This is a genomic window from Vibrio sp. HM8-C, from assembly GCF_058630515.1.
Genome location: NZ_JBMMKS010000012.1, coordinates 1 through 23043 on the forward strand (window position 1 = coordinate 1; position 23043 = coordinate 23043).

At 43.9% G+C, this 23043-nt stretch carries 16 protein-coding genes; 11 read left to right on the forward strand and 5 right to left on the reverse strand.

The genetic code is table 11. The features are described from left to right. Window positions 1–237 precede the first annotated feature (237 nt). The 3 genes from vpsR to ACOSVQ_RS14025 all read left to right on the forward strand — a co-directional run bounded on the left by vpsR (window position 238) and on the right by ACOSVQ_RS14025 (window position 2424). Window positions 238–1569 carry a cyclic-di-GMP-binding transcriptional regulator VpsR gene (gene vpsR, locus ACOSVQ_RS14015; RefSeq protein ID WP_491983151.1) on the forward strand — a complete coding sequence of 444 codons (1332 nt, stop codon included), beginning with the start codon at window positions 238–240 and terminating at the stop codon, window positions 1567–1569. A gap of 321 nt (window positions 1570–1890) precedes the next feature. After that, a complete protein-coding gene (locus tag ACOSVQ_RS14020; protein ID WP_491983152.1) occupies window positions 1891–2016 on the forward strand; it encodes a hypothetical protein in 126 nt (41 codons plus the stop codon). Window positions 2017–2172: 156 nt separating this feature from the next. Continuing rightward, a complete protein-coding gene (locus tag ACOSVQ_RS14025; RefSeq protein ID WP_491983153.1) occupies window positions 2173–2424 on the forward strand; it encodes a DUF1127 domain-containing protein in 252 nt (83 codons plus the stop codon). Window positions 2425–2467: 43 nt separating this feature from the next. Here the strand turns inward: ACOSVQ_RS14025 and ACOSVQ_RS14030 are convergent, their stop codons facing one another. Then, complete coding sequence (locus ACOSVQ_RS14030; RefSeq protein ID WP_491983154.1) at window positions 2468–3502, reverse strand: NADP(H)-dependent aldo-keto reductase; 1035 nt, start codon at window positions 3500–3502, stop codon at window positions 2468–2470. 387 nt (window positions 3503–3889) lie between these two features. Next, window positions 3890–4555 carry a DNA mismatch repair endonuclease MutH gene (gene mutH / locus ACOSVQ_RS14035; protein ID WP_491983155.1) on the reverse strand — a complete coding sequence of 222 codons (666 nt, stop codon included), beginning with the start codon at window positions 4553–4555 and terminating at the stop codon, window positions 3890–3892. 633 nt (window positions 4556–5188) lie between these two features. On the opposite strand from mutH, the gene rppH reads away from it, so the two are divergent. The 5 genes from rppH to ACOSVQ_RS14060 are packed head-to-tail and all read left to right on the forward strand — an operon-like array spanning window position 5189 to window position 10507. Further along, a complete protein-coding gene (rppH, locus tag ACOSVQ_RS14040; protein ID WP_491983156.1) occupies window positions 5189–5707 on the forward strand; it encodes an RNA pyrophosphohydrolase in 519 nt (172 codons plus the stop codon). Window positions 5708–5709: 2 nt separating this feature from the next. Next, window positions 5710–7959 carry a phosphoenolpyruvate--protein phosphotransferase gene (ptsP, locus tag ACOSVQ_RS14045; protein WP_491983157.1) on the forward strand — a complete coding sequence of 750 codons (2250 nt, stop codon included), beginning with the start codon at window positions 5710–5712 and terminating at the stop codon, window positions 7957–7959. A 9-nt stretch (window positions 7960–7968) separates the two neighbouring features. Next, complete coding sequence (locus tag ACOSVQ_RS14050; RefSeq protein WP_491983158.1) at window positions 7969–8763, forward strand: sulfite exporter TauE/SafE family protein; 795 nt, start codon at window positions 7969–7971, stop codon at window positions 8761–8763. 34 nt (window positions 8764–8797) lie between these two features. Beyond that, entirely contained in the window at window positions 8798–9631 is an 834-nt protein-coding gene (lgt, locus tag ACOSVQ_RS14055; protein ID WP_491983159.1) for a prolipoprotein diacylglyceryl transferase, read from the forward strand. A 24-nt stretch (window positions 9632–9655) separates the two neighbouring features. Beyond that, on the forward strand, window positions 9656–10507 hold the full coding sequence (locus tag ACOSVQ_RS14060) for a thymidylate synthase (RefSeq protein ID WP_491983160.1): 852 nt from the start codon (window positions 9656–9658) through the stop codon (window positions 10505–10507). 58 nt (window positions 10508–10565) lie between these two features. Here ACOSVQ_RS14060 and dapD read toward each other — a convergent pair whose 3' ends face one another. The 3 genes from dapD to ACOSVQ_RS14075 all read right to left on the reverse strand — a co-directional run bounded on the left by dapD (window position 10566) and on the right by ACOSVQ_RS14075 (window position 13220). Continuing rightward, entirely contained in the window at window positions 10566–11597 is a 1032-nt protein-coding gene (gene dapD / locus ACOSVQ_RS14065) for a 2,3,4,5-tetrahydropyridine-2,6-dicarboxylate N-succinyltransferase (RefSeq protein ID WP_491983161.1), read from the reverse strand. Between the two features lie 309 nt (window positions 11598–11906). After that, window positions 11907–12203, reverse strand: coding sequence for a YebG family protein (locus ACOSVQ_RS14070; protein ID WP_491983162.1), 297 nt, complete (start codon window positions 12201–12203; stop codon window positions 11907–11909). 102 nt (window positions 12204–12305) lie between these two features. Then, the gene (locus ACOSVQ_RS14075; protein WP_491983163.1) at window positions 12306–13220 is read right to left on the reverse strand and encodes a LysR family transcriptional regulator; all 915 of its coding nucleotides are present in this window, start codon (window positions 13218–13220) and stop codon (window positions 12306–12308) included. A 184-nt stretch (window positions 13221–13404) separates the two neighbouring features. Here ACOSVQ_RS14075 and recC point away from each other — a divergent pair, with 184 nt between their 5' ends. The 3 genes from recC to recD all read left to right on the forward strand — a co-directional run bounded on the left by recC (window position 13405) and on the right by recD (window position 23007). Beyond that, on the forward strand, window positions 13405–16899 hold the full coding sequence (gene recC / locus ACOSVQ_RS14080) for an exodeoxyribonuclease V subunit gamma (protein WP_491983164.1): 3495 nt from the start codon (window positions 13405–13407) through the stop codon (window positions 16897–16899). A gap of 331 nt (window positions 16900–17230) precedes the next feature. Then, entirely contained in the window at window positions 17231–20863 is a 3633-nt protein-coding gene (recB, locus tag ACOSVQ_RS14085) for an exodeoxyribonuclease V subunit beta (protein ID WP_491983165.1), read from the forward strand. Then, a complete protein-coding gene (gene recD / locus ACOSVQ_RS14090; protein ID WP_491983166.1) occupies window positions 20860–23007 on the forward strand; it encodes an exodeoxyribonuclease V subunit alpha in 2148 nt (715 codons plus the stop codon). The genes recB and recD overlap by 4 nt, the downstream gene beginning before the upstream one ends. Window positions 23008–23043: the final 36 nt, after the last annotated feature.

Below are 23043 nucleotides of genomic sequence, written 5' to 3' on the forward strand. Positions count from 1 at the left end.
TCTGCGCATTTTAAAAGCTAGAAATGATGCTTTGTCAGATCGCATATTCGTTTTAATGATCAACTTCTTATGTGAATTTTTGGATCGACATAAAGTTTTTTATTAGAAATATTTCCATTTCCTACCTAGTCTTATATGTGAGACAGACTAATGTCTTAAGTCTCGTTACTGTATCGTCAGTTGCCTGAGCGTAAACAGCAGTGGCACATAAAGAATTTAAATAATAAGGATAAGTTCATGGCTAATCAGTTCCGTATGGACTCTGTACCGGGGTCGTTGATAGTTGTCGGTGGCACATACGAACCATGGCTTTCTGTTTTAGAGCAAGTAGGATGGAGATGTACCCAGTGTGCCGATCTTCGTCAAGCGGATACGCTTTTTGCTGAAACAGGGCCTTGTATTGGTATTGTTGACCTATGTCATGATGAGTTCAGCTTAAATGGCATAGCAAACTTGGTAAGTAACCATAAGCAAGTTCGCTGGTTAGCATTCATCCGAGAGTCTCAACTCAGCTCAGATACTATTTGCCAGTTTATTGTGAACTTCTGTATCGACTTCTTCACTGCGCCAATTCCAGACGCTCAGCTATTAAGTACCATTGGTCACCAGCTTGGGATGCTGAAGCTAGAGAAAAAAGTATGGCCTCATTATGGTTCCAATAGCGATATGGGACTGATTGGTGACTCCATCCCAGTTAAGCGTCTACGGGATCAAATTAAACGTATTGGTCCAACGGATGTCAGTATCCTAATTTACGGTGAGAGCGGTACGGGTAAAGAAACGGTTGCCAAAGCAGTGCATAAAACCTCTGCTCGAGCACAGAAACCTTTTATGTCAGTTAACTGTCGAGCAATGTCAGAAAGCCGCATTGAGAGTGAACTGTTTGGTATTGGTAACGACAGCGGTGATCTGCCTATTTTATTGCAGGCTGACGGCGGTACTGTTCTTCTGAACGACATCCTTACATTACCGAAAAGCCAACAATTGAATCTATTGCGCTTTTTGCAGGAAGGGACGGTTGAGACACCAAATGGTGTGAAAGAAGTTGACGTTCGCATTCTTTCAGCAAACTCATCGGATATTGAAAAAGCATTGATCGACGGTAACTTCAATGAAGAGCTCTATCACTACATCAACGTGTTGCGAATTAACGTACCAAGTCTAAAAGAGCGAGCGGGTGATATTGCTATTCTAGCCCGTCATTTCTTGCAGCTATATTCGAAAGAGTACAACGCTCAAGCAAGAAGCTTTTCTGAAGATGCGACACGAGCATTAACTCGTTACCACTGGCCAGGCAATGTTCGTGAGCTAATGAACCAAATTAAGCGCGTAGTATTGATGTCTGAAACGGTTGTGCTTGATGAGTCTCATCTTGAGCTTCCAAAACGTAGTGATGGGAAACGCAGTCTGAAGAGTATTCGTGAGCGCTCAGAGCGCGATGCATTGTTGCTTGTCTTGGAATCATACTCAGGTCAGGTCTCAGTTGCGGCGAAAGAATTGGGTGTTTCACGTGCAACCATGTACCGATTGCTTAACAAGCACAACTTAATTACAGATAGCACTTACTGATACTGACTTGTCTCGGTTTTGAGAAGACATGCTAAACATGAGCATTTAAATTCCAAAGCAAAAGACGAGCAACGATAGTGTAAAGAATAGGCCACCATTCGGTGGCCTTTGTTTTGGTTATTTATTCTTCAAATTAATTGAATGTTATTGAAATGTTTCATCTAGTTCGTTGTATTTTTGTTGTGAATAGATGATTGGTTTTATTTTCTTTTTTTAATGCTTTGGGGTTGAATTATAATCTGAGTTGCATACTATTTAACCGTAAGCCTAGCTTACTCAAACCACAAATTTTGGATTAACTACTTTGCTTGGAGGCGCATCATGAAACATTTCGTATCTGTTCATACAGTTTGCGCCTTTAATGTGTCCGATTCCGCCTTTATTGCTGCGGATATGACCGCGTCTATGTCTGATCGAAAAATCAGCAAACAAGACAAAGATATATAGTTAATCCGTAACCTCTAATCAGGCTGCGGAAGAAATAGCAGCTAAGTTTAGAGGTAATCCTACTCTAATTTTACCCAGTCGTAGTTTTATCACTTAGTCGCTATTTCTCTCAGTCTACTTGTTAAATCAAGTACTTTAATTAACTGGAGAAATACCATGAGTCATTCAATTTATATTAAATTAGCGACATTTTTAGTTCGTGCAGATTTACGCCGTGAAGAGAGAGAATGGAAACGAAAAGTACGTCGTAGCCGTTACGATTTACCTTTCCATAATGTCCATCTCTTAAAAGATATTGGTCTACAGGCTGATGGTCGTCCAATTGGTGTTAGTGTCCCAGTTGAAGCCAAAGCTGAGCGCCATGTTCGTCATATTCGTCGTGTACTGAGTTTGCGAATACCGACGTGATAGAAGGGGGCTAGTTGCTGCTCTAGCCCCCGATTGTTATCAATTAAGGACAAGGATTGGAGTAGGTAGTCCCAATTTCTTGAATTTTGAGAAGCAGTTCGTCGCTCAATTCAATATCCAAACTATCAATATTTGATTTTAACTGCTCCAAGTTTGTCGCTCCGAGAATGCTCGAAGCGACAAATGGACGCTGATTAACAAATGCCAATGCCATTTGTGCTGGATCTAAACCAAATTCTCTAGCCAAATTCACGTAAGCTTCGGTTGCTTTTAAACCTTGAGGGGTGAAATAACGTTGGAAACGTTCAAATAGACTGCAACGAGCGCCTTCTGGGCGTGCACCGTTGAGATATTTTCCGCTCAATGCCCCAAATGCCAATGGCGAGTAGGCCAGCAGTTTTACACCTTCAAAGTGGCTAATTTCAGATAAACCCACTTCGAATGCTCGGTTCAATAAACTGTATGGGTTTTGAATGGTAACCATACGAGGTAAATCGTGTTTCTCTGCCAAACGGAGATAGGTCATTAATCCCCAAGGGGTTTCATTCGATACACCTATGTAACGGACTTTCCCCATACGTACTAAGTCATTTAGTGCTTCCAGACTTTCAATCAAAGTTACTTCTTCCTGAGTATCTGGATATGGGTAGTTCAGTTGACCAAAAGTATTGGTTTGACGTTGAGGCCAGTGCAGTTGGTATAAGTCGATGTAATCGGTTTTTAAGCGAGAAAGACTATCATCGATGGCTTGATGAATGTTTCGATGATCGAGCGCCATATGCTCACGAATAGGCGTGTTTCTATTAGGCCCAGAAACTTTCGTGGCAAGAACGATCTTTTCTCGTTTGCCCGATTTCTCAATCCAGTTGCCAATGAATTCTTCGGTTTTACCCTGTGTTTCTAGTGTTGCAGGTACTGGGTACATTTCCGCGGTATCAACGAAGTTAATTCCACGCTCTAGGGCATAATCCAATTGGCTAAATGCCTCAGCTTGAGTATTTTGTTCGCCAAACGTCATCGTACCTAAACAGAGTTTACTCACTTCTAAGGTTGAGTGTGGCAGTTTGGTATATTGCATAGCACTTCCTTGTCTAACTCTAAGTGTCACTGTTTCAGCATTCTTTCTACTACCTAGGTTCTAGATATCGCACTGAATTTAAAACAGCTTTTTATAAGATGATTTTTACTATAAGCGAATTTTGCGTGGAAACGGAAATGAATTTTATTTATCACATACTCAATTGGGTAAGTGAGAGCGATCTATTCTATGGTCATAAACTGCACGTTAGTGAATAAATGGAAACAGATCTTGAAGATCAATCAGTAGCGCTATGCTCTTTCTTTTTGAGGTTGCAGCGTCATTTGCTACGTTCGTTATTATTTATTTCAAAGATTATCCATACTCGTAAGAATTGGTTCACTTGCGGTTTACCTACACTCCAAGTTGCTTGAGTGCGTGTGGTAATCAAGCGTAATGGTTTTGCAGGATATTGGCGGTGAATTGAGTTCTTAGGTAGAAGCCGCGAGGAAGAGTGCGGATTGGTTTTCCATTTGCACCGTAAGCTTCCGTTAATACTCTGCCGTTCGCCGCCTTCGGACGCAATTGAAGTACTTCGCCATGCTTAGCTGTTATTTGGGAAACATTCCCCAAAACAATGAACTCCATTAACTCTTCCCAATCTGCTTTAAGTTGTTCTTCTTCTTCCTGAGAAGGACTCCAAATCAAAGGGGAGCCTACTCGCCGCTCAGCTAATGGAATTTCACGTTCACCTTCAACGGGGATCCAAAGTACGCGAGACAATTTATTTCGCACATGGCTTGTTTCCCAAGTTAGACCATGAACTCCGGTTAAAGGAGCGACACAAACGAATGTTGTTTCTAAAGGTTTACCGCTGTAGCTGATAGGAATACTTTTTAATTCAATACCAAGGTTTTCAAAATCCTGCTGAGGTTTACTTCCAGCTTTTGCGCCCAGATGCCATTCTAAAAGCTGTCCAACCCAACCTTTGTCTTTCTTAAGATCTGGCGGAACGATCATATTGGCTTCTTCAGCGAGCTGTTGATAGCTCATTCCTGCTATTTGCCAAGCTCTGTCTATTAGCTCTTGTTCGCTTTGCGGTTCTGGTTTCATTGCTTGAGTTTGAATAACCTATCTTGAGAATTAAAACGGCGATTGTAGCAAAAATAGCGTGATAAAGGATCTTGCTGGAACAATGAACATAGTGAGTAAATAATGATCTTTTCTCAACTTATCCACAAAAAATACATTAAAAGAGATGAAATAGTACATTCATGTATGAATAAACAGGGGTTTGTACAGTCATTTACCACTATGTTGGTGGAATTTTCAGCTATTTTTTTTTGCCTGTGTGGATAACAGTTAGATTGGTTGATCTTTAACCTGTCTAAGTGATCTAAAAATGGAATTGTGGCTCGATTTTAGTTTGAATCTAAAAAATAAATTTAACTTAATGTTTATTAAGAATAAATTGTCATTTTTGATATTGTTGTCATTTAAGGTGTTTATTAGGCTTATGCTTTTTTTACACAGTTCATAGTCTTCTTCACATGGTTATTCACAGAAATCGTGAATAAATGTGTTCTAGCTCCCACTCTTTTGTTGATAACTTAATTTTCGATTAAAAACTATCCTATTGAGGGGTTGTCGACGATAAATCTCGTGTGAATCACACTAGTAAGTTTGCTCATATTGGGGATATGTGGAAAAATCAGAACAATTACAGATTTTACTAGAGGTTTGCCAGTGATAGATGGCGATGGTTACCGACTCAATGTAGGTATTGTGATTTGTAACAACCATGGTCAGGTATTCTGGGCGAAACGATACGGACAACATTCATGGCAATTCCCTCAAGGGGGAATCGATGAAGGTGAGACTCCTGAACAAGCTTTGTTTAGAGAGCTTTACGAAGAGGTTGGGTTAACAAAGAAAGATGTGAAAATCATTGCGACAAGCCGTCATTGGTTAAGATATAAATTACCAAAGCGTTTGGTTCGTTGGGATTCTCAACCTGTCTGTATTGGACAAAAACAGAAATGGTTCTTGCTACGTTTGGAAAGTGATGAATCGAAGATTAACATGCAACGTGGCTGTTCCCCTGAATTTGATGGTTGGCGCTGGGTGAGTTACTGGTATCCAGTGAGACAAGTGGTGTCTTTTAAGCGTGATGTATATCGTCGTGCAATGAAGGAATTTGCTTCATTAGCGATGCCGTTTAAAGAGCGGAAAGTTAAAGGTAAACGCAAAATTAAAAGAGGATAGACATGCTTTCTCAGCTAAGGGAGATAGTTGAACAGGTTTCAAAGGTAGAGAACGTCAATCAGGCGTTAGATATCTTTGTAAAGCAAACGTGCAGCGCTATGGCAACAGAGTGCTGCACTGTCTATCTTGCTAACGAGGAAATGCAACGTTTAGAACTGATGGCAACCCAAGGTCTGAAATTCAAAGGCGATAAGATTCACATCGGCTTTGAAGAAGGTCTAGTGGGATTAGTCAAACGTTCAGCAGAGCCGATTAACTTAGCAGAAGCGTCTAAACACCCAAATTTCAAATACTTCAAACAACTGGGGGAGGAGGTTTACCACTCTTTCCTTGGCACTCCTATTATTTACCGTAAACAAGTCCTTGGTGTTCTGGTTGTTCAGCAGAAGACTCCGCGTTCATTCAGTGAAATGGAAGTCTCTTTCCTTGTTACATTGGCTGCACAGCTCGCGGTTATTGTCGCCCATGCTCAAACCCAAGGACAATGGTTACTTAACAAGAAGAAGCAACACTCCATCACCGGTGTTGGTGCTTCATCTGGGGTTGCGATCGGTGAGTTCTGGTGGGATGACACTCAGCCTCAGCTTTCGGAAGTGTATCCAGCATCAACGTTAGATATCGACCGTGAACAAGAGTGGTTAGCTCTTGCGATTGAGAGCGCTTTGAGTGATTTTCGCAAAATGCGCAAAAAGCTCGACAGTGATATCAATAAAGAAGCTTTGGCGATCTTCGACCTGTTTACCCACCTTTTGAATGATCCTATGCTGCGTAAAGATTTGAAAGCACAGATCCAAAAAGGTGACAGAGCGGATTGGGCATTACGCCAAGTCGTCGAAAGTTATTCGAATCGATTCGCACGTATGTCCGATGTGTATCTTCGTGAACGTGCACAAGACATTCGCGAGCTCGGGCAACGTTTATTATTCTTCTTGCACAATACAGAGCAAGAGCAGCATCAGCTAGAAGAACCGATCATCTTGGTGGTTCGAGAGCTGACTGCCACCATTCTCGCAGCATTGCCGAAAGATAAGCTACTCGCCGTTGTTTCTATTGAAGGGGCAGCTAACTCGCACGCGGCTATTTTGTCTCGAGCATTAGGGATTCCCGCGGTAATGGGGGTTTCTATAAACCTCAAGGATATCAACGGAAAAACCGGTATCGTTGATGGTTACAGTGGCAAGGTCTTTATTTCACCAGCGAAGTCCATTCTCTCTGAGTACCGCGCGTTGGCGAATGAAGAGAGTGAGCTGTCGAAGATGGTGAATGAGTCGATTGCACAGCCTGCAATCACCCAAGATGGCTCTCATATTGAATTGATGTTGAACTCTGGTCTCAGTGCCGATACCAACATCGCTATCAATCAGGGTGTTGACGGTGTTGGTCTGTACCGAACCGAATTCTCATTTTTGTTGCAGCATCGCTTTCCATCGGAAGAAGAGCAAATTCAGCAGTACAGCAGCGTTCTCAATGCTTATCCAGATAAACGCGTTGTTATGCGCACGTTGGACATCGGTGGCGACAAGCCTTTGCCATATTTGCCGATAGAAGAAGACAACCCATTCTTAGGCTGGCGAGGTATTCGTTTTACCCTTGATCACCCAGATATTTTCCTTATCCAACTAAGAGCCATGATGCGCGCTAGCAAAGCGCACAATAACCTCAGTATTCTTCTACCTATGATCTCCGGTACAAGAGAGCTGGATGATGCACTTAAGTTGATTCATCAAGCGTACAAAGAAGCAATAAAGCTGGATCCGAGTCTAGTAATGCCAGAAATTGGCATCATGGTTGAAGTCCCATCCATGCTTTACTTGCTGCCACTTATCGCGGATAAAATCGATTTTGTTTCTGTTGGTACCAATGACTTAACCCAATATTTGTTAGCGGTAGACCGGAACAATTCCCGAGTTGCTGATGTCTATGAATCGATGCATCCAGCAGTTGTGATGGCGTTGAAACAGATACAGCAAACTTGTGCTACTCACAATATTCCTGTTTGTGTCTGCGGTGAGTTAGCGGGTGATCCAATTGGTTCGCTGTTACTTATCGGCTTGGGATACACAGCACTTAGCATGAACACGTCTAACGTCGCTAAAGTAAAGTACCTAGTGCGCCATGCAAAAATGTCACAATTAACAGCACTTGCTGACAAAGCATTGATGCAGCCTTATGGCAAAGATATTTACAATATGATGCTAGGTTATTTTGAAGAAAATGGGCTTGCAGGTTTTGTCCGCGCTGGCAAAAAATAGGAATTAGATGTGAATTTCGAATTACTGGCTCTATTTTTGTTATTAGGGTCTGTTGTTGGCGTGCTTGCTGGTCTACTTGGGATTGGCGGCGGTTTAGTCGTTGTACCGGCTTTGGTTTTTTTGTTGCCTTATGCTGGGATATCGAATGAAATTCTCATGCACATGGCACTCGCGACTTCATTAGCGACCATCATCCTCACTTCATTTTCTTCTGCGTTAAGTCATTTAAAACTCGGCAATGTAGATATGTTTGCTGTTAAATGGCTAATGCCTGGCGTTCTGATTGGTGGTTATTTTGGTGCCACAGTGGCTGACTGGATTCCACATCAATATTTACCCAAAGTATTTAGCATTATTGTCATGATGCTTGGTTGGCAGATGTTTCGTTCAATTAAGGTTGTTTCACATCATCCGATGCCAAATGCAATGATTACCGTGTTGTGTGGTGGCGGAATAGGCATTATCTCAAGCCTAGTTGGTGTCGGTGGTGGCTCGCTTTCGGTTCCATTTTTGAATAGACATGGAGTTGAAATGCGCAAAGCTGTTGGGTCTTCTGCCGTCTGTGGTTTTGGCATTGCCGTCTCTGGGATGCTTGGTTTTGTTGTTAGTGGATATCAGGTGGCAGACTTACCTCAATACAGTTGGGGCTATGTTTATCTACCTGCATTAGTGGCTATAGCGGCGACTTCAATGATGACAACGCGCGTTGGTGCCAAGTTGTCGACGCAGCTTCCTACTGCATCTTTGAAACGAATTTTTGCTGTATTTCTTATCTTTGTTGCTGTAACCATGTTGGTTCAGTAATTCCTTTTTCATTAAGTAGAAGAGAACGTAATTTATGTCTCAGGGTTATCTCCCATTTCCTAATATTGACCCCGTTCTGATAGCTATAGGCCCGATTTCTGTGCGTTGGTACGGAATGATGTATCTGGTCGGTTTCTTATTTGCTATGTGGCTTGCTAATCGTCGTGCAGATAAATCAGAAGGAGCTTGGACTCGTGAACAGGTCTCCGATTTATTATTTGCCGGTTTCTTAGGTGTAGTGATTGGTGGACGTGTTGGCTACGTGGTGTTCTATAACTTCGACATGTTCCTAGCTGATCCATTGTACCTATTTAAAGTCTGGACTGGTGGGATGTCATTCCATGGTGGCTTGTTAGGTGTTATCTCTGCGATGATTTGGTATGCGAGAAAGAATGGTCGCACATTCTTTGGCGTCGCGGACTTTGTTGCTCCTCTTGTGCCTTTTGGTTTAGGTATGGGACGTTTGGGTAACTTTATGAACAGCGAACTCTGGGGACGTGTAACCGATGTGCCTTGGGCGTTTGTTTTCCCAAATGGCGGACCACTGCCGCGTCATCCATCACAGCTTTATGAGATGGCTCTTGAAGGTGTGGTTCTATTCTTTATTCTCAACTGGTTTATCAAAAAGCCTCGTCCTCTTGGCTCGGTATCAGGGCTATTCCTAGCAGGATATGGTACATTCCGTTTCCTTGTCGAATATGTTCGCGAACCTGATGCACAGCTTGGTCTTCTTCTTGGCGGTATCGCGTCTATGGGGCAACTGTTATCACTGCCGATGATAGTTCTAGGTGTGTTGATGATGGTGTGGGCGTACAAGCGTGGTTTGTACAAAGACAACGTAAACACTAAATCGATTAAAAGTAAGTAAGTTGCAACTAAGTAAGGGTATCTTGTGAAACAGTATTTGGATCTCTGCCAGAGAATCGTTGATGAAGGCGTTTGGATTGAAAACGAGCGCACTGGTAAACGTTGTCTTACCGTTATTAACGCTGACTTAACTTATGATGTTGCCAACAATCAGTTCCCACTCGTTACTACTCGTAAGAGTTTTTGGAAAGCTGCGGTAGCAGAACTGCTCGGTTATATTCGCGGGTACGATAACGCGGAAGATTTCCGCAAACTGGGTACAAAAACTTGGGATGCGAACGCAAACCTCAACGAAGCTTGGCTCAATAATCCTTACCGTAAAGGAGAGGACGACATGGGGCGTGTATATGGCGTTCAAGGTCGAGCTTGGGCTAAACCGGATGGCGGTCATATCGATCAGCTAAAGAAAATTATTGATGATTTGACGCGTGGTGTAGACGACCGTGGTGAAATTCTCAATTTCTATAACCCAGGTGAGTTCCATATGGGCTGTTTACGTCCATGCATGTACAGTCATCACTTTTCACTACTGGGTGATACTCTTTATTTGAACAGCACACAGCGTTCATGCGATGTCCCACTTGGTCTGAATTTCAACATGGTTCAAGTCTATGTTTTTCTGGCTATTATGGCTCAAATCACAGGTAAAAAACCGGGGCAAGCATTTCACAAGATTGTGAATGCGCACATCTATGAAGACCAATTAGAGTTGATGCGTGACGTGCAACTAAAACGTGAGCCGCTTGCTGCGCCTCAATTCCATATCAACCCAGAGATTAAGTCACTGGAAGATTTGGAAACATGGGTAACTATGGATGATTTCGAAGTCACGGGTTACGAATTCCATGACCCAATCCAGTATCCGTTTTCGGTCTAAAATCAGACAGAAATAAAAAAGGCGCTTAATGCGCCTTTTTCGATCTCAGAGCAACAGATTAGTTATTGCTGTGAAGCTCGCTGTTCAGTTCAACAGCAGACTTGTTAGCTAGACACTCAACTTGACCAGTTTGAGAGTTACGACGGAATAGAAGATCCGATACGCCTGCTAAATCACGCGCTTTTACGATTTCTACTTCGTTGCCGTCTTTATCCAGCATACGTACTTTAGTACCCGCTGTTACGTAAAGACCTGACTCAACAGTACAACGGTCGCCTAGAGGGAAGCCAAGACCTGAGTTTGCACCTAGTAGTGAGTTTTCACCAATAGAAACAACAACAGTACCGCCACCAGACAGTGTACCCATGATAGATGCACCACCACCGATGTCTGAGCCGTTACCGACTAGTACACCAGCAGAGATTCGACCTTCAACCATGCTCACGCCCGTTGTACCTGCGTTGAAGTTGATGAAACCTTCATGCATTACTGTTGTGCCTTCGCCCACATGAGCGCCAAGACGTACGCGAGAAGTATCAGCGATACGGATACCTGCTGGAACCACGTAATCCACCATTTTAGGGAATTTGTCTACGCAATCGACAGTCAGAGGGCGACCTGCTAGGCGTGCTTCAATTTGACGCTCTGTCAGTTCAGGTAGATCGATTGGACCTTCGTTTGTCCAAGCGATGTTGTGCAGTAGACCGAAAATACCATCAAGCACTGTGCCGTGTGGCTTCACTAGGCGGTTTGAAATAAGTTGTAGTTTCAGGAAGCCTTCAGATACAGATTGAGGTTTCTCGTCTGCAGCTAAAACAACAAGCACGAGTGGTTGAGTAGAGCTTGCTGCTTTTTCTGCAAATGAAGCGTTAACAGCTTGACCATTATCAGTAAACGCTTTTGCTAGCTTCGCGCTTTGCTCAGCAGAGATTTCGATAGCTTGATTGCCATCTGTGTAACCAGCAATAGCTGCTACGTCAGCAACTAAAGCGTCGCTTGGATTTAGAACTGGTGCAGGGAAGTATGCTTCGATAATTTTTCCATCACGGTTTTTAGTCGCCGTACCGAAACCAAGTGCAAAATGCGCCATGTTTGCTCTCCGTATTATGTTGAATAGGGTATAGCAGGCAACTTGTTGAGCTAAGCCGCTGCATTAATAATCTGATGGTCATCATAAAGAGACTTTTTCACTGATAAAAGAGCAAAAAAGGAATAAGTCCGTAGAACGATACCTTTTGTCTTTTTAACGATACATCTCTCTGGATGGAATAGGGAATAAACAATATAAAAAACCGCTGTCTAAGCAGCGGTTCTTCGAACAAAACTCTATAACTAACAAAGTTCAATAACTAGTAAAGCTCAATCACCAAAGGCATTAACTTGAACTTATAGTCAAAGTTTACGCAGCGTCGTCAACGGCTTCTTCAGTCTTTACTGCTTTTGGTTTCTTTGCTGGTGGCGTAGGTTTACGCTTCGCACCTAAAGCGACAAGAAGATCTTCTTTGTTCTGAGCTAAGAACATCGCTAGCTCTTCAGTTTTCGCTTCATCTTCAATCAGCTCACTCTTACCGATCAGTTCGAACAGCTCGTCCGCGATATCCAGCATTTTGTCATAAGCGTCAGCTTCGGCTTTCGAGGTAAAAGTCATTTTCTCTTCTCCGTTGCGTTCCACCACGTACTTAACGATGACAGCCATGGTCCATCCTCTAAATTGCTTTTGAATTACTGTGTGTTTATACAGGGTTATTCGCTAAATGTCTAGATGAAGACTATAAAGCTGATATACCTGTCAATCTGTCTATAAGCTCTCATTTTCTTTGTCCGCTTTCTGATGCCATTGGTGACAGAATTCTATGAAGTGTTTGAGCAACGGACTTTGATATTTCTCTTTGTGTACCAACAGCCAAAAGCGTCGTTTCATATCTAGAGGGACATTGAGTATCTTAATTCGACCATCATTAACCGCGGATTGCGCCGCCAATTTAGATAAACAACCAAAGCCCAATCCAGCTGATACACAGTTGATAATGGCTTCAGTGGTATTTAACTGAAAAGCCTCATGCCAGTGTTCAATGCGTGGTGCTACTGCTCTTAAAAAGAACTCTCTAGAGCCAGATCCCGCCTCGCGTAACATCCATTCGCTCTGTTCAAAATCTCGCAATGTCACTTTTTCTTGCTGTGCTAGTGGGTGTGAAGGGGAACAGACAATACACATTTCATCTTGGCTGAACTGAGTAGAAATCAATTGAGGGTGAAGGGTTTTACCTTCAATCAGCGCGATATCCAGTTCATAGTCGACCAATTTTTCGCATATCAGTGCAGAGTTGGAAATAAACAGACTCTGCTGTTGGTGTTGATAGGTGTTGCGAAACTGACTGAGTAAGTAAGGCGCAACCTGATTTCCAATGGTGTCACTGGCGCCAATACGCAGTTGCCCTGATAAAGAGTTGTCTTCATCGAAGAGCTGATCGATGGCGTTAGAACGACTGAGCAGTTCATCAGCAAGCGGTAGCAGTTTTTGTCCTTCTTGATTGAGAACTAGGCGGTTATTCACACGGTCAAACAGCGCATGACCAATATGCTTTTCCAGCTCTGACAGCGCCATACTTACAGCTGCTTTTGACAAAAACAGTGCTTCGGCGGCTGTAGTTAAGGTTTTGTGCTGGGTGATGGTCGTAAACACTTTCAGTTGTTTAAGAGAAATATTGCTCATTACGATGTTTAGAATTATTGAACACTGGTGAATATATTTACGTTACTGATAAACATATAGCAAGGTAAAGAGTAAGTGAGGAATAGTTAACCTTTTGCATCTCGTATCGAGCAAATTGCTAATGACTAAAGAACACTTATGCTAATCTCAACAGCAACATAGCTGAGAACTTCATGAGTGAATTGTGTTTACTGTTTACCATTCCAATAAAGTCGATACCTTAAAAATCTTGCTGGTGCATCTAATCAAAGCCGCACCGCTGGAAAATCCCTTTGAAAAAGAGCAAATCTTGGTTCAAAGCCCGGGTATGTCACAGTGGTTGAAAATGGCGTTGGCAGAAGAGCTGGGAATCGCAGCCAACATCGATTTTCCACTGCCAGCGACTTTTATTTGGGAAATGTTCACTCATGTTCTGCCAGACGTTCCCAAACGCAGTGCCTTTAACAAAGAGGCAATGACGTGGAAGTTAATGGAAGTGCTTCCGACTCAGTTGGAGTTAGAAGCGTTCTCTGCGCTAAAAAGTTACCTCAAAGACGATGTAGACCAGTCTAAGCTTTATCAACTCGCGGATAAAATCGCAGATATTTTTGATGGCTATCTGGTGTATAGACCAGACTGGATTGAAGCTTGGGAAAATGGCAACGCGGTTGAGGAAATCGGTGACGAGCACCCGTGGCAACCTATTTTGTGGAAGCAACTTTACGATTACACGGTGATTCAACAGCAGCAATCCCATTATCACCGAGCCAATTTATATCAGCGTTTTATTGAAATGCTAGCGAGTGGGTATGTGCCACTTGAAAAACTGCCGAAACGACTGTTTATCTTTGGCATTTCCTCTTTGCCTCCACGTTATATGGACGCATTAAAAGCATTAGGACAACACATTGATGTGCATCTGATGTTCACTAACCCTTGTCAGCATTACTGGGGAGATATTCGAGATCGTAAGTATCTGGCTCGAATCGAAAACCAGCGTCGTAAACAACTGGCATTAAGTGGACAAACTCTCTCAGTGACGGGTGAAATATCACCGCTCAAAGGTGACATTGAAAGTAATATTGCCGAAGATGAAATGCATATCAGCAATGCGGTAGGTAACAGCTTGTTGGCATCGATGGGCAAATTGGGGAGAGATAACCTCTATTTGCTGGCACAAGATGATAATGAAGAGCACGAGCTGTTTATCGATATTGCTAGAGAAACCTTACTTCAACAGTTACAAGCGGACATTTTGCATCTTGAAGAGCATCAAGATGATCACATCCTCGAAAGCAGTACTCATAAACCAGCCATCAACGCTCAAGATAGCTCCTTAACTATTCATGCTTGCCACAGCCCGATGCGCGAAGTGGAAGTGCTGCATGATGAACTGTTAGCCATGTTTGACCGTGAGCCGGCACTGAAACCGCGAGATGTGATTGTGATGGTGGCGGATATCAATGCTTACAGCCCCTATATTCAGGCGGTGTTTGGTAATGCGCCCGGTGAACGTTTTATCCCGTATTCGATTTCAGACCGAACAGCCAATCAAGAGAGTCCTATCTTAAATGCTTTCATCCAGTTGGTGAATTTGCCGCATTCTCGCTGTTTGGCATCTGAGCTGTTAGAGCTGTTAGAGACGCCAGCGATGATGAGTCGTTTTGCGTTGGATGAAAGCGAATTCGAATTGGCAAAATGTTGGGTTGAAGAGTCAGGTATTCGCTGGGGATTGGACCGCACTACTGCTCAAGAATTTGAGCTGCCAGACACAGAACAAAATACTTGGCAGTTTGGACTTTCTCGTATGTTGCTTGGCTACGCGATGCCAACATCAACCAGCCTGTTTGAACATGGCGACAATGTGTATGCGCCTTATAACGAAGTTCAGGGGATGAGCGCTGAACTTGCTGGCAAATTAGCGCACTTTATTGAAACCGTAAGCCGTTACCGAACCTTACTGACTCAAACCCAGTCGATAGATGACTGGCGGGAAGTATTGAACAACTTGCTTGATGATTTCTTCGCTGTCGATCTTGATGGTGAAATGGCGCTGAAATCCATTCGCGATACGCTAGTTTCATTAAAAGAACAGTTGGTTGATGCAGGTTATTGCGAAGATATCGCGCCAGCGATCATCAGCGAATACCTCAATAACAAGCTGTCGGGTACACGAGTGAGTCAGCGTTTTTTAGCCGGGCAAGTGAACTTCTGTACTCTGATGCCAATGCGCTCGATTCCCTTCAAAGCGGTTTGTTTATTGGGAATGAATGATGGTGTTTACCCTCGTTCTATGCCGCCGGAAGGCTTTGATTTAATGAATGGTCGAACTCGAAGAGGCGATCGCTCACGCCGTGATGATGATAGATACCTGTTCTTAGAAGCGATGCTCTCTGCGCAGCAAAGCCTATATATCAGCTACGTCGGACGTTCCATTCAAGACAATACCGAGCGTGTTCCATCGGTGTTGGTGAGTGAACTACTTGAATATTGTCAGCAGAACTACTGTTTATCTGGCGATGAATCTCTGCCAAGTGATGACTCAGGCAAAAAGCTAGTGGATAAGATTTCCACTGTTCACACTATGGTGCCATTCAGTCCACAAACATTTTTAAGTGAAGCAGGAAGCTACGCAAAAGAGTGGCTGCCTGCGGTGCAGCGTCAAGGTACTCCTGCTGGCGAGTTTAATCTGCCATTGGATGATTACTTGCTGGATGCGACTTATCCGTTAGAGCTGGATTTGGTTGAGTTACAGCGTTTTTGGCGACTACCTGTTCAGTACTTTTTCAACCGTCGCTTAAAAGTTGTTTTCGAACCGCCTTTAGCGGTGATGGAAGATGATGAGCCGTTCGCACTGGATGGTCTGAATAGCTACCAACTGCGTGATAATTTGCTTGATCTGTTACTTAGCGTAGATGCGACAAGCGATAGAGAAGCCACATTACATCACTTCATCCAGCAGCAACGAGCTCAGGGCAAACTGCCTGTTGGCGCTTTTGGTGAATTAGAGTTTGAAGTCAACCGAGTTCAAACCGAAGAAGTGTTAGAGAAAATTCACTTTCTCTGTCAATCACCGCTAGAAGATTGTGAAGTGAACATCACCAGCCATGTGCTTGGAGAGTTTAAACCTGTTCAGTTGAATGGCTGGTTAACCAAACGCTTCCAATCAGGACTAGTGCGTTATCGCAGTGGTTCAATTCGCTCGCAAGATTTGCTGGCAGCATGGATAGATCATCTCTGTCACGCTGCGATGGGCTTTGTCAGCAAAACTCATTTGGTGGGCTATGACCGTAAAGAGGGTGTGCTTCATCAAATCTTGCCACCAGTAGAAAGCCGAGAGCTTGCTAAAGAGCTGTTGGATGAACTGATTCGTCTTTTCTATCAAGGAATGACATCACCGCTCGCTTATTTCCCGAAAACAGCGTTAGCTTGTATTGAAGCTGGGTTTAGCCGCGGAAAATGGGTTGAAGATGATGAGAAATCTTTGAAAAAAATGGCTGAGTGTTTTAACGACGGATTTGCCACTTCTGGTGAAGGGAACAATGCGTACATCGCTCGAATTTGGCCTGCTTGGAATGACGAACTCGCTCAACAGGCAAAATTACTCTCTTGTGTAGTACTACAAACGCCAAGACTACAGTTAATAGATAGTGCTGATGAAGTATTCGAAGCTAATAGAGTGGGTAGTAAAGATGAGTAACAGAGGTACAGAAATAAGTGGCCGCCAGAAAATCATTATTGGTGTAGGGCGTTCGCTGTACGGCCACAGGTCAGAGGGACCATTATTCGGTGTTAATGCAGGCAGCGTTTTGATAACGGGTAGTTTAGATAACCTATAAGTGGTTATTTTTTAAACTATGTTTGCATTAAGTGGGTGCAGTGTAATGTTCCATATTGGTGCGTTCTGTGAGAAACCTCGCATAACCAATGGATTGTTTTTATTTGCATGCACCAACATATAAATACTCAAACAAGATCACATAAATTCAGTGACATAACTTTTTGGTTTTAACAAAAGGCACAATAAAAGAATGAATGTTCCTTCCAATATCGTAGCAACGCCACTCGAAGCCATGACGTTTCCTTTGCATGGGGCGCGTTTGATAGAAGCTTCTGCCGGTACAGGTAAAACATTTACCATTGCTGGCCTTTATTTGCGTCTGTTGTTAGGTCATGGAAATGAGCAAAGTCGCCATCAAGTTCCTTTAACCGTCGATCAAATCTTGGTTGTAACCTTTACCGAAGCGGCAACCGCGGAGTTGCGTGATCGTATTCGTGCTCGTATTCATGATGCACGATTAGCCTTTTCAAGAGGTCACAGCAACGATCCTGTGATTGAACCTCTGCTTAATGATTTCAGTGATCACGCTCAGGCGGCAAAACTGCTGCTCGATGCAGAACGTCAGATGGATGAAGCGGCGGTGTATACCATTCACGGTTTTTGCCAACGCATGCTGACACAGAACGCGTTTGAATCTGGCAGCCGTTTCAGTAATGAGTTTGTCACCGATGAAAGTCATCTCAAATCGCAGGTAGTCGCAGATTACTGGCGTCGTCAGTTCTACCCTCTACCCCTAAATTTAGCTGCTGAAGTCCGTCGTTTATGGTCATCGCCAGCGGCACTGCTAGAAAAAATTGGTGGTTATTTAACGGGTATACCCTTGTCTCTGACCACGCCGATGATGGATGGTGACCTGGCGGAACTGCATAGAAACAATCTGCTGAAAATTGATGCTATCAAGAAGCAATGGCTGAGTGCGTTGGAAGATATAGAGCCGAGCATTACAGGGTCAGACCTGCATAAAAACTCGCAAAATGCCTTGCTAAGAAGGATTGAAAGCCTGACTCAGTGGGCGAGTTCGGCAACGCATGATTTGTTAGTGCCTGAAGCACTATCTGACTTTGCTCAAAGCCAATTGTTGGAGAAATCTAAGAAGGGTAATCCGCCACAACTTGAAGTTTTTAACGTCATCGAGCAGTTCATAGCACAGCCAATCACGATTGAAGCGCCTTTAACGGCACACGCTATCCATCACTGTCGAGCCATGCTGGCAAAAGCGAAAGCAAGTAAACAGTGGTTGTCTTTTGATGATCTTTTAAGCCAGCTTTCTGCCTCTATTGATGGTGATGAGCAAGGTTTGTTGGCTGAACGCATTCGTCATCTTTACCCGGTTGCGATGATCGATGAATTCCAAGACACCGATCCACTGCAATACAGCATTTTTAGCCGTATCTATCTGAACACACCTGAATGTGGTCTGTTTATGATTGGTGACCCTAAGCAGGCAATATACGCATTCCGTGGCGCAGACATTTTTACCTATATCAAAGCGCGCAATCAGGTCGCAGCTCATTACACATTAGGCACCAACTGGCGTTCAAGCTCGGATATGGTGGCAGCCGTGAACCAAGTGTTTGAGTTGCCAGATAGTCCGTTTATTTACGATAGCGATATTCCTTTTTTACCTGTCGATGCCAATCCTTTTGCAGCAAAAAAAGAGTGGCTACTGAATGGCGAGAAGCAACCTGCGTTGACCTATTGGCTACAAGAAGCGGATGGTTCTCCAGTAACCAAAGGCAACTATTTAGAAGTTATGGCGCAGGCAACAGCAAGCCAAATTCAGACCATTTTGACTGCTGCACAGCAAAATAAGGCGCTGTTTGTAAATGGTAAAAGTAGCAGTAATAGTAAAAGCATTCAGGCGGGTGATATTGCGGTACTGGTGAGAACGGGTAACGAAGGTCGAATGATTAAAGAAGCCTTGGCTAAACAAGGTATTGCCAGTGTATATTTGTCTAACCGAGACAGTGTATTTACCAGCTCGATTGCTCAAGATATTCAACGTTTGCTGCAGGCGGTGCTGACACCGGAAAATGACAGAGCATTACGTGCAGCATTAGCTTCTCCACTGTTTGCTCTGAACTCCAAACAACTTGATGCACTCAATAACGATGAAAACGAGTGGGAAAACGCTGTTAACCAATTTAAACAGTATCGCCAGCTTTGGGTTGAACGAGGTGTGCTGCCAATGCTGCGCTCGGTTTTGAGCCTTCGTCATATTGCCGAACGCTGGTTGGAAGAGGTGGATGGTGAACGAAATCTTACCGATTTCATGCACATCAGCGAATTGTTGCAACAAGCGACTCAAGATATCGACAGTGACCACGGTTTGCTGCGTTGGCTCGCTCAGACAATTAGCGATGCTGAGCAGGGCATGGGAGGCAACGACGACGCCATCCAACGTCTTGAATCTGAAAGAAACTTGGTACAGATCGTCACTATCCATAAATCCAAAGGTTTGGAATACGATTTAGTGTTTCTACCATTTGTGGTGAGTTACCGAGAAGCGAGCGAAGGCAAATATTACGACAGCAATAGTGGTCAGACTCTGCTTGATATCACTGGCGATAAACAAGCGTTACAACAGGCGGACAAAGAACGTTTGGCTGAAGATTTACGTTTGATTTATGTGGCACTAACGCGTTCTGTCTATGGCTGTTTTATCGGTGTTGCCCCATTACGCAATGGTCGTTCAACTAAAGAGCCAACGGGTGTGCACCACAGTGCTATCGGTCATCTTTTACAAAACGGGCAAGAAGGCGGAATCGATCTGCTTACTCAATCCGTTGAAGCGCATGCAAACAAGTTATCTTGCGTCTTGGTTACCTCTCCTCCAGAACCTCACGACACAATCTTCACACCAATTGTAGAGCCGTTGCCAGAGCTTAAAGCCAAAGAGCTAAACAGTGAAATTGACCGCTATTGGCGCATTACCAGTTATTCAGGCTTGGTGAAACAAGGCAGCCATCAAAAAGACCACGATGCAACGGTCGAAATCGGTGGCTTTGATGTGGATTCAGCCGAGGAGCATGATGAGCTTGCGCCCATAGAAAAGGAGCGCACCATCTTTAACTTCCCGCGAGGTGCTCGCCCCGGTACTTTCTTGCACACTGTGTTTGAAGAGGTTGAGTTTACCGAGCCAGCAACCAGTGAGCACAACACTAAGATCATTAGACATCTGCTGGAATTAGAACAGTTAGAGATGGAATGGTTACCTGTGATCCAAAAGCTGGTAGACGATGTATTAGCCACCCCTCTTGATGGTAAAAAATTACAGCTAAACCAAAAGTTGTCTCATCAGAGATTGGTAGAGATGGAGTTTTTACTGCCGATTGAAGTGCTGACTGCTCCTGCGTTAAATCGTGTGGTTCAGCGTCATGATCCTTTATCAGCTAAAGCGGGAGATTTAGGTTTCTACACAGTGCAGGGCATGTTGAAAGGTTTTATCGACTTAGTGTTTGAGCACGAAGGTAAATACTATGTGCTTGACTGGAAGTCGAACCATCTTGGTGATGAAGTAGAGGCTTACCACGGAGAGCGTTTAGCGTCAGCAATGGCGGAGCATCGTTACGATCTGCAATATCAACTTTATGCTTTGGCATTACACCGCTTTTTGCAAAGTCGATTAGCCAATTATGACTACAACAAACACTTTGGTGGTGTTTATTACTTGTTCCTGCGTGGTATTGATGGCAAAGCACAGCACGGTATTTTCAATGCGAAACCAAGCCAAACAATGTTAGAAGAATTGGATTTATTGATAAAAGGTAAAGAGCCGGATGAACGCACAAACGCTGCTGGGCAAATGGAGCTAGGATTATGAGCACACAAGCTTTGGATGTGTTAGCGCATTTAGCGAAGCAGGGCAGCATTCGTCAGCTCGATTATCAATTTGCTCGTTTTATTGCTTCTTTGCTGTCTGGCAATGAGTTAAGCGCAGAAGATAAAAACGCTTTCCTATTACTGGTGGCGGCTGTCAGTGCAGAACTTGGTAGAGGCAATATCTGTTTATCTTTGTGGGACAGCCATGGTAGCAGTATTGATCTCTCTGCCAAGTTAGGTCTTTACGGTGAAGCGGCTTTAACGGTTAATCCTCTATGGGTAAATGCCAATTGGCAGCAAATTTTATCCAACTCAACGTTGGTTGGTTTGCAAGGTAAAGCTGTGCCATTGATGTTTGATGGGCAACGTCTGTATTTACACCGTTACTGGCATTACGAGATGACACTGGCACAGCGTTTACAGAGCTTTGGGGCACCTATGATCTTAAAGCCTACTGATGTCCAAAAACTAAAAGAGCTGCTCGATGTGTTATTTGAACGCGACTACCGATTTCTTTGTAACGCCTTGAAAACCAGTGAGACTTCTCAGGTCAGTCGTCAGCGAATGGTGTGTGATTTCCTTGATGTGGTCGACGATAGTCAACTGGACTGGATTGCAATCGATGCTGTGCTCACTACCGTTCAGCGAATGGAAGATCTTCAACCGTTGGATACGCTCGTTCCTGCTAGTTGCTGTTTGAATTGGCAGAAAGTCGCTGCGGCGGTAGCTTTGACTCGACGTTTTGCGGTTATTTCTGGTGGACCCGGAACTGGCAAAACGACAACCGTAACTAAGTTGCTTGCCGCTTTAATTCGTCAATCCCAGCAGCAGGGGCATACGCCAAATATTAAGTTGGTTGCGCCAACGGGTAAGGCGGCTGCACGTTTAACCGAGTCGATCGGTAAAGCGGTGGAAAGTCTAGCCGTTGAACCTGAGCTCAAGCAGGCGATACCGACCACATCAAGCACTATTCATCGTTTGCTTGGAGCAATTCCGGGCAGTGCGGAGTTTCGTCATCACAGCAAGAACCAACTGCACTTAGATGTGCTGGTGGTTGACGAAGCTTCCATGGTTGATTTGTCTATGATGGTCAAATTGGTTGACGCTCTGCCTAGTCATGCTCGCTTGATTTTACTTGGTGATAAAGATCAGTTGGCTTCTGTGGAAGCGGGCGCTGTGCTTGGCGATATTTGCTCATTTATTGAAAATGGATACAGCACGGCACAAGGTCAGCTGCTTTCTGAATTGACCGGCTTTCACTCCTTGGGAAATCCAGTTTCGTCTAACAGCCTCAAGATTTCACACAGCAGCGTTGCAGACAGCTTATGTATGCTGCAAAAAAGCTACCGTTTTGATGCCCGTTCCGGTATCGGGCAATTAGCAAAAGCGATTAACAGCGGCAGAGCCGCGAGAGTTGATGAAGTCTGGAATCAAGATTTCTCGGATATTCACCACTACCCATTAAGCAGTGATGCTTACAATCAGATGCTCAAATCATTGGTGGATGCTTATTCCGTCTATCTGCATCGATCGGGTAAACGTGCTATTGAACAGCAAGAAGCTAAAAGCAGTGAGCCGGAATCTATGGCAACTAAAGCAAAAGCGGTATTGAAAGCGTTCAGTCAAAGCCGTTTGTTATGCGCTGTACGAGAAGGCGACTTTGGTGTGGTTGGTTTGAATCATCGAATTGAGCGTGCGTTGCATGCGCGTAATTTAATTCAGATGCAGCAGGAACTGTGGTATCACGGTCGCCCGGTTATGGTGACACTGAACGATCATGCTCTTGGCTTGTATAACGGTGATATCGGTATTTGTATGCGAGATGAAGAAGATGCAGAGCAGAGACTGAAGGTGTATTTCGAACTGCCCGATGGTAGCGTAAAAGCAGTATTACCAAGTCGAGTTCCTCAGCATGAAACTGCGTATGCGATGACGATTCATAAATCACAGGGCAGTGAGTTTGAATTCACAGCCATGATTTTGCCCCCCGAATACAGCCCAATTGTCACGCGTGAACTCATCTACACAGGTATTACCCGAGCGAAAGAACGTTTGGCTTTGTACTGCGATATCGGTGTGCTGAAACGAGGGATACAGTTTAAGACAGAACGAGCCAGTGGTTTGGTTGAACGCTTAAAAGGGTAGATTGGGTGTGAATTGCGAACATGTGTAGCTAGAAGC

Bases quoted from the DNA above. Each gene is read 5' to 3' on its own strand.
- ptsP (WP_491983157.1), top strand. From the start codon at position 5,710: ATGCTTTCTCAGCTAAGGGAGATAGTTGAACAGGTTTCAAAGGTAGAG.
- ACOSVQ_RS14030 (WP_491983154.1), bottom strand. From the start codon at position 3,502: ATGCAATATACCAAACTGCCACACTCAACCTTAGAAGTGAGTAAACTC.
- ACOSVQ_RS14025 (WP_491983153.1), top strand. From the start codon at position 2,173: ATGAGTCATTCAATTTATATTAAATTAGCGACATTTTTAGTTCGTGCA.
- vpsR (WP_491983151.1), top strand. From the start codon at position 238: ATGGCTAATCAGTTCCGTATGGACTCTGTACCGGGGTCGTTGATAGTT.
- lgt (WP_491983159.1), top strand. From the start codon at position 8,798: ATGTCTCAGGGTTATCTCCCATTTCCTAATATTGACCCCGTTCTGATA.
- ACOSVQ_RS14075 (WP_491983163.1), bottom strand. From the start codon at position 13,220: ATGAGCAATATTTCTCTTAAACAACTGAAAGTGTTTACGACCATCACC.
- recD (WP_491983166.1), top strand. From the start codon at position 20,860: ATGAGCACACAAGCTTTGGATGTGTTAGCGCATTTAGCGAAGCAGGGC.
- dapD (WP_491983161.1), bottom strand. From the start codon at position 11,597: ATGGCGCATTTTGCACTTGGTTTCGGTACGGCGACTAAAAACCGTGAT.
- ACOSVQ_RS14070 (WP_491983162.1), bottom strand. From the start codon at position 12,203: ATGGCTGTCATCGTTAAGTACGTGGTGGAACGCAACGGAGAAGAGAAA.
- mutH (WP_491983155.1), bottom strand. From the start codon at position 4,555: ATGAAACCAGAACCGCAAAGCGAACAAGAGCTAATAGACAGAGCTTGG.
- ACOSVQ_RS14020 (WP_491983152.1), top strand. From the start codon at position 1,891: ATGAAACATTTCGTATCTGTTCATACAGTTTGCGCCTTTAATGTGTCC.
- recB (WP_491983165.1), top strand. From the start codon at position 17,231: ATGAATGTTCCTTCCAATATCGTAGCAACGCCACTCGAAGCCATGACG.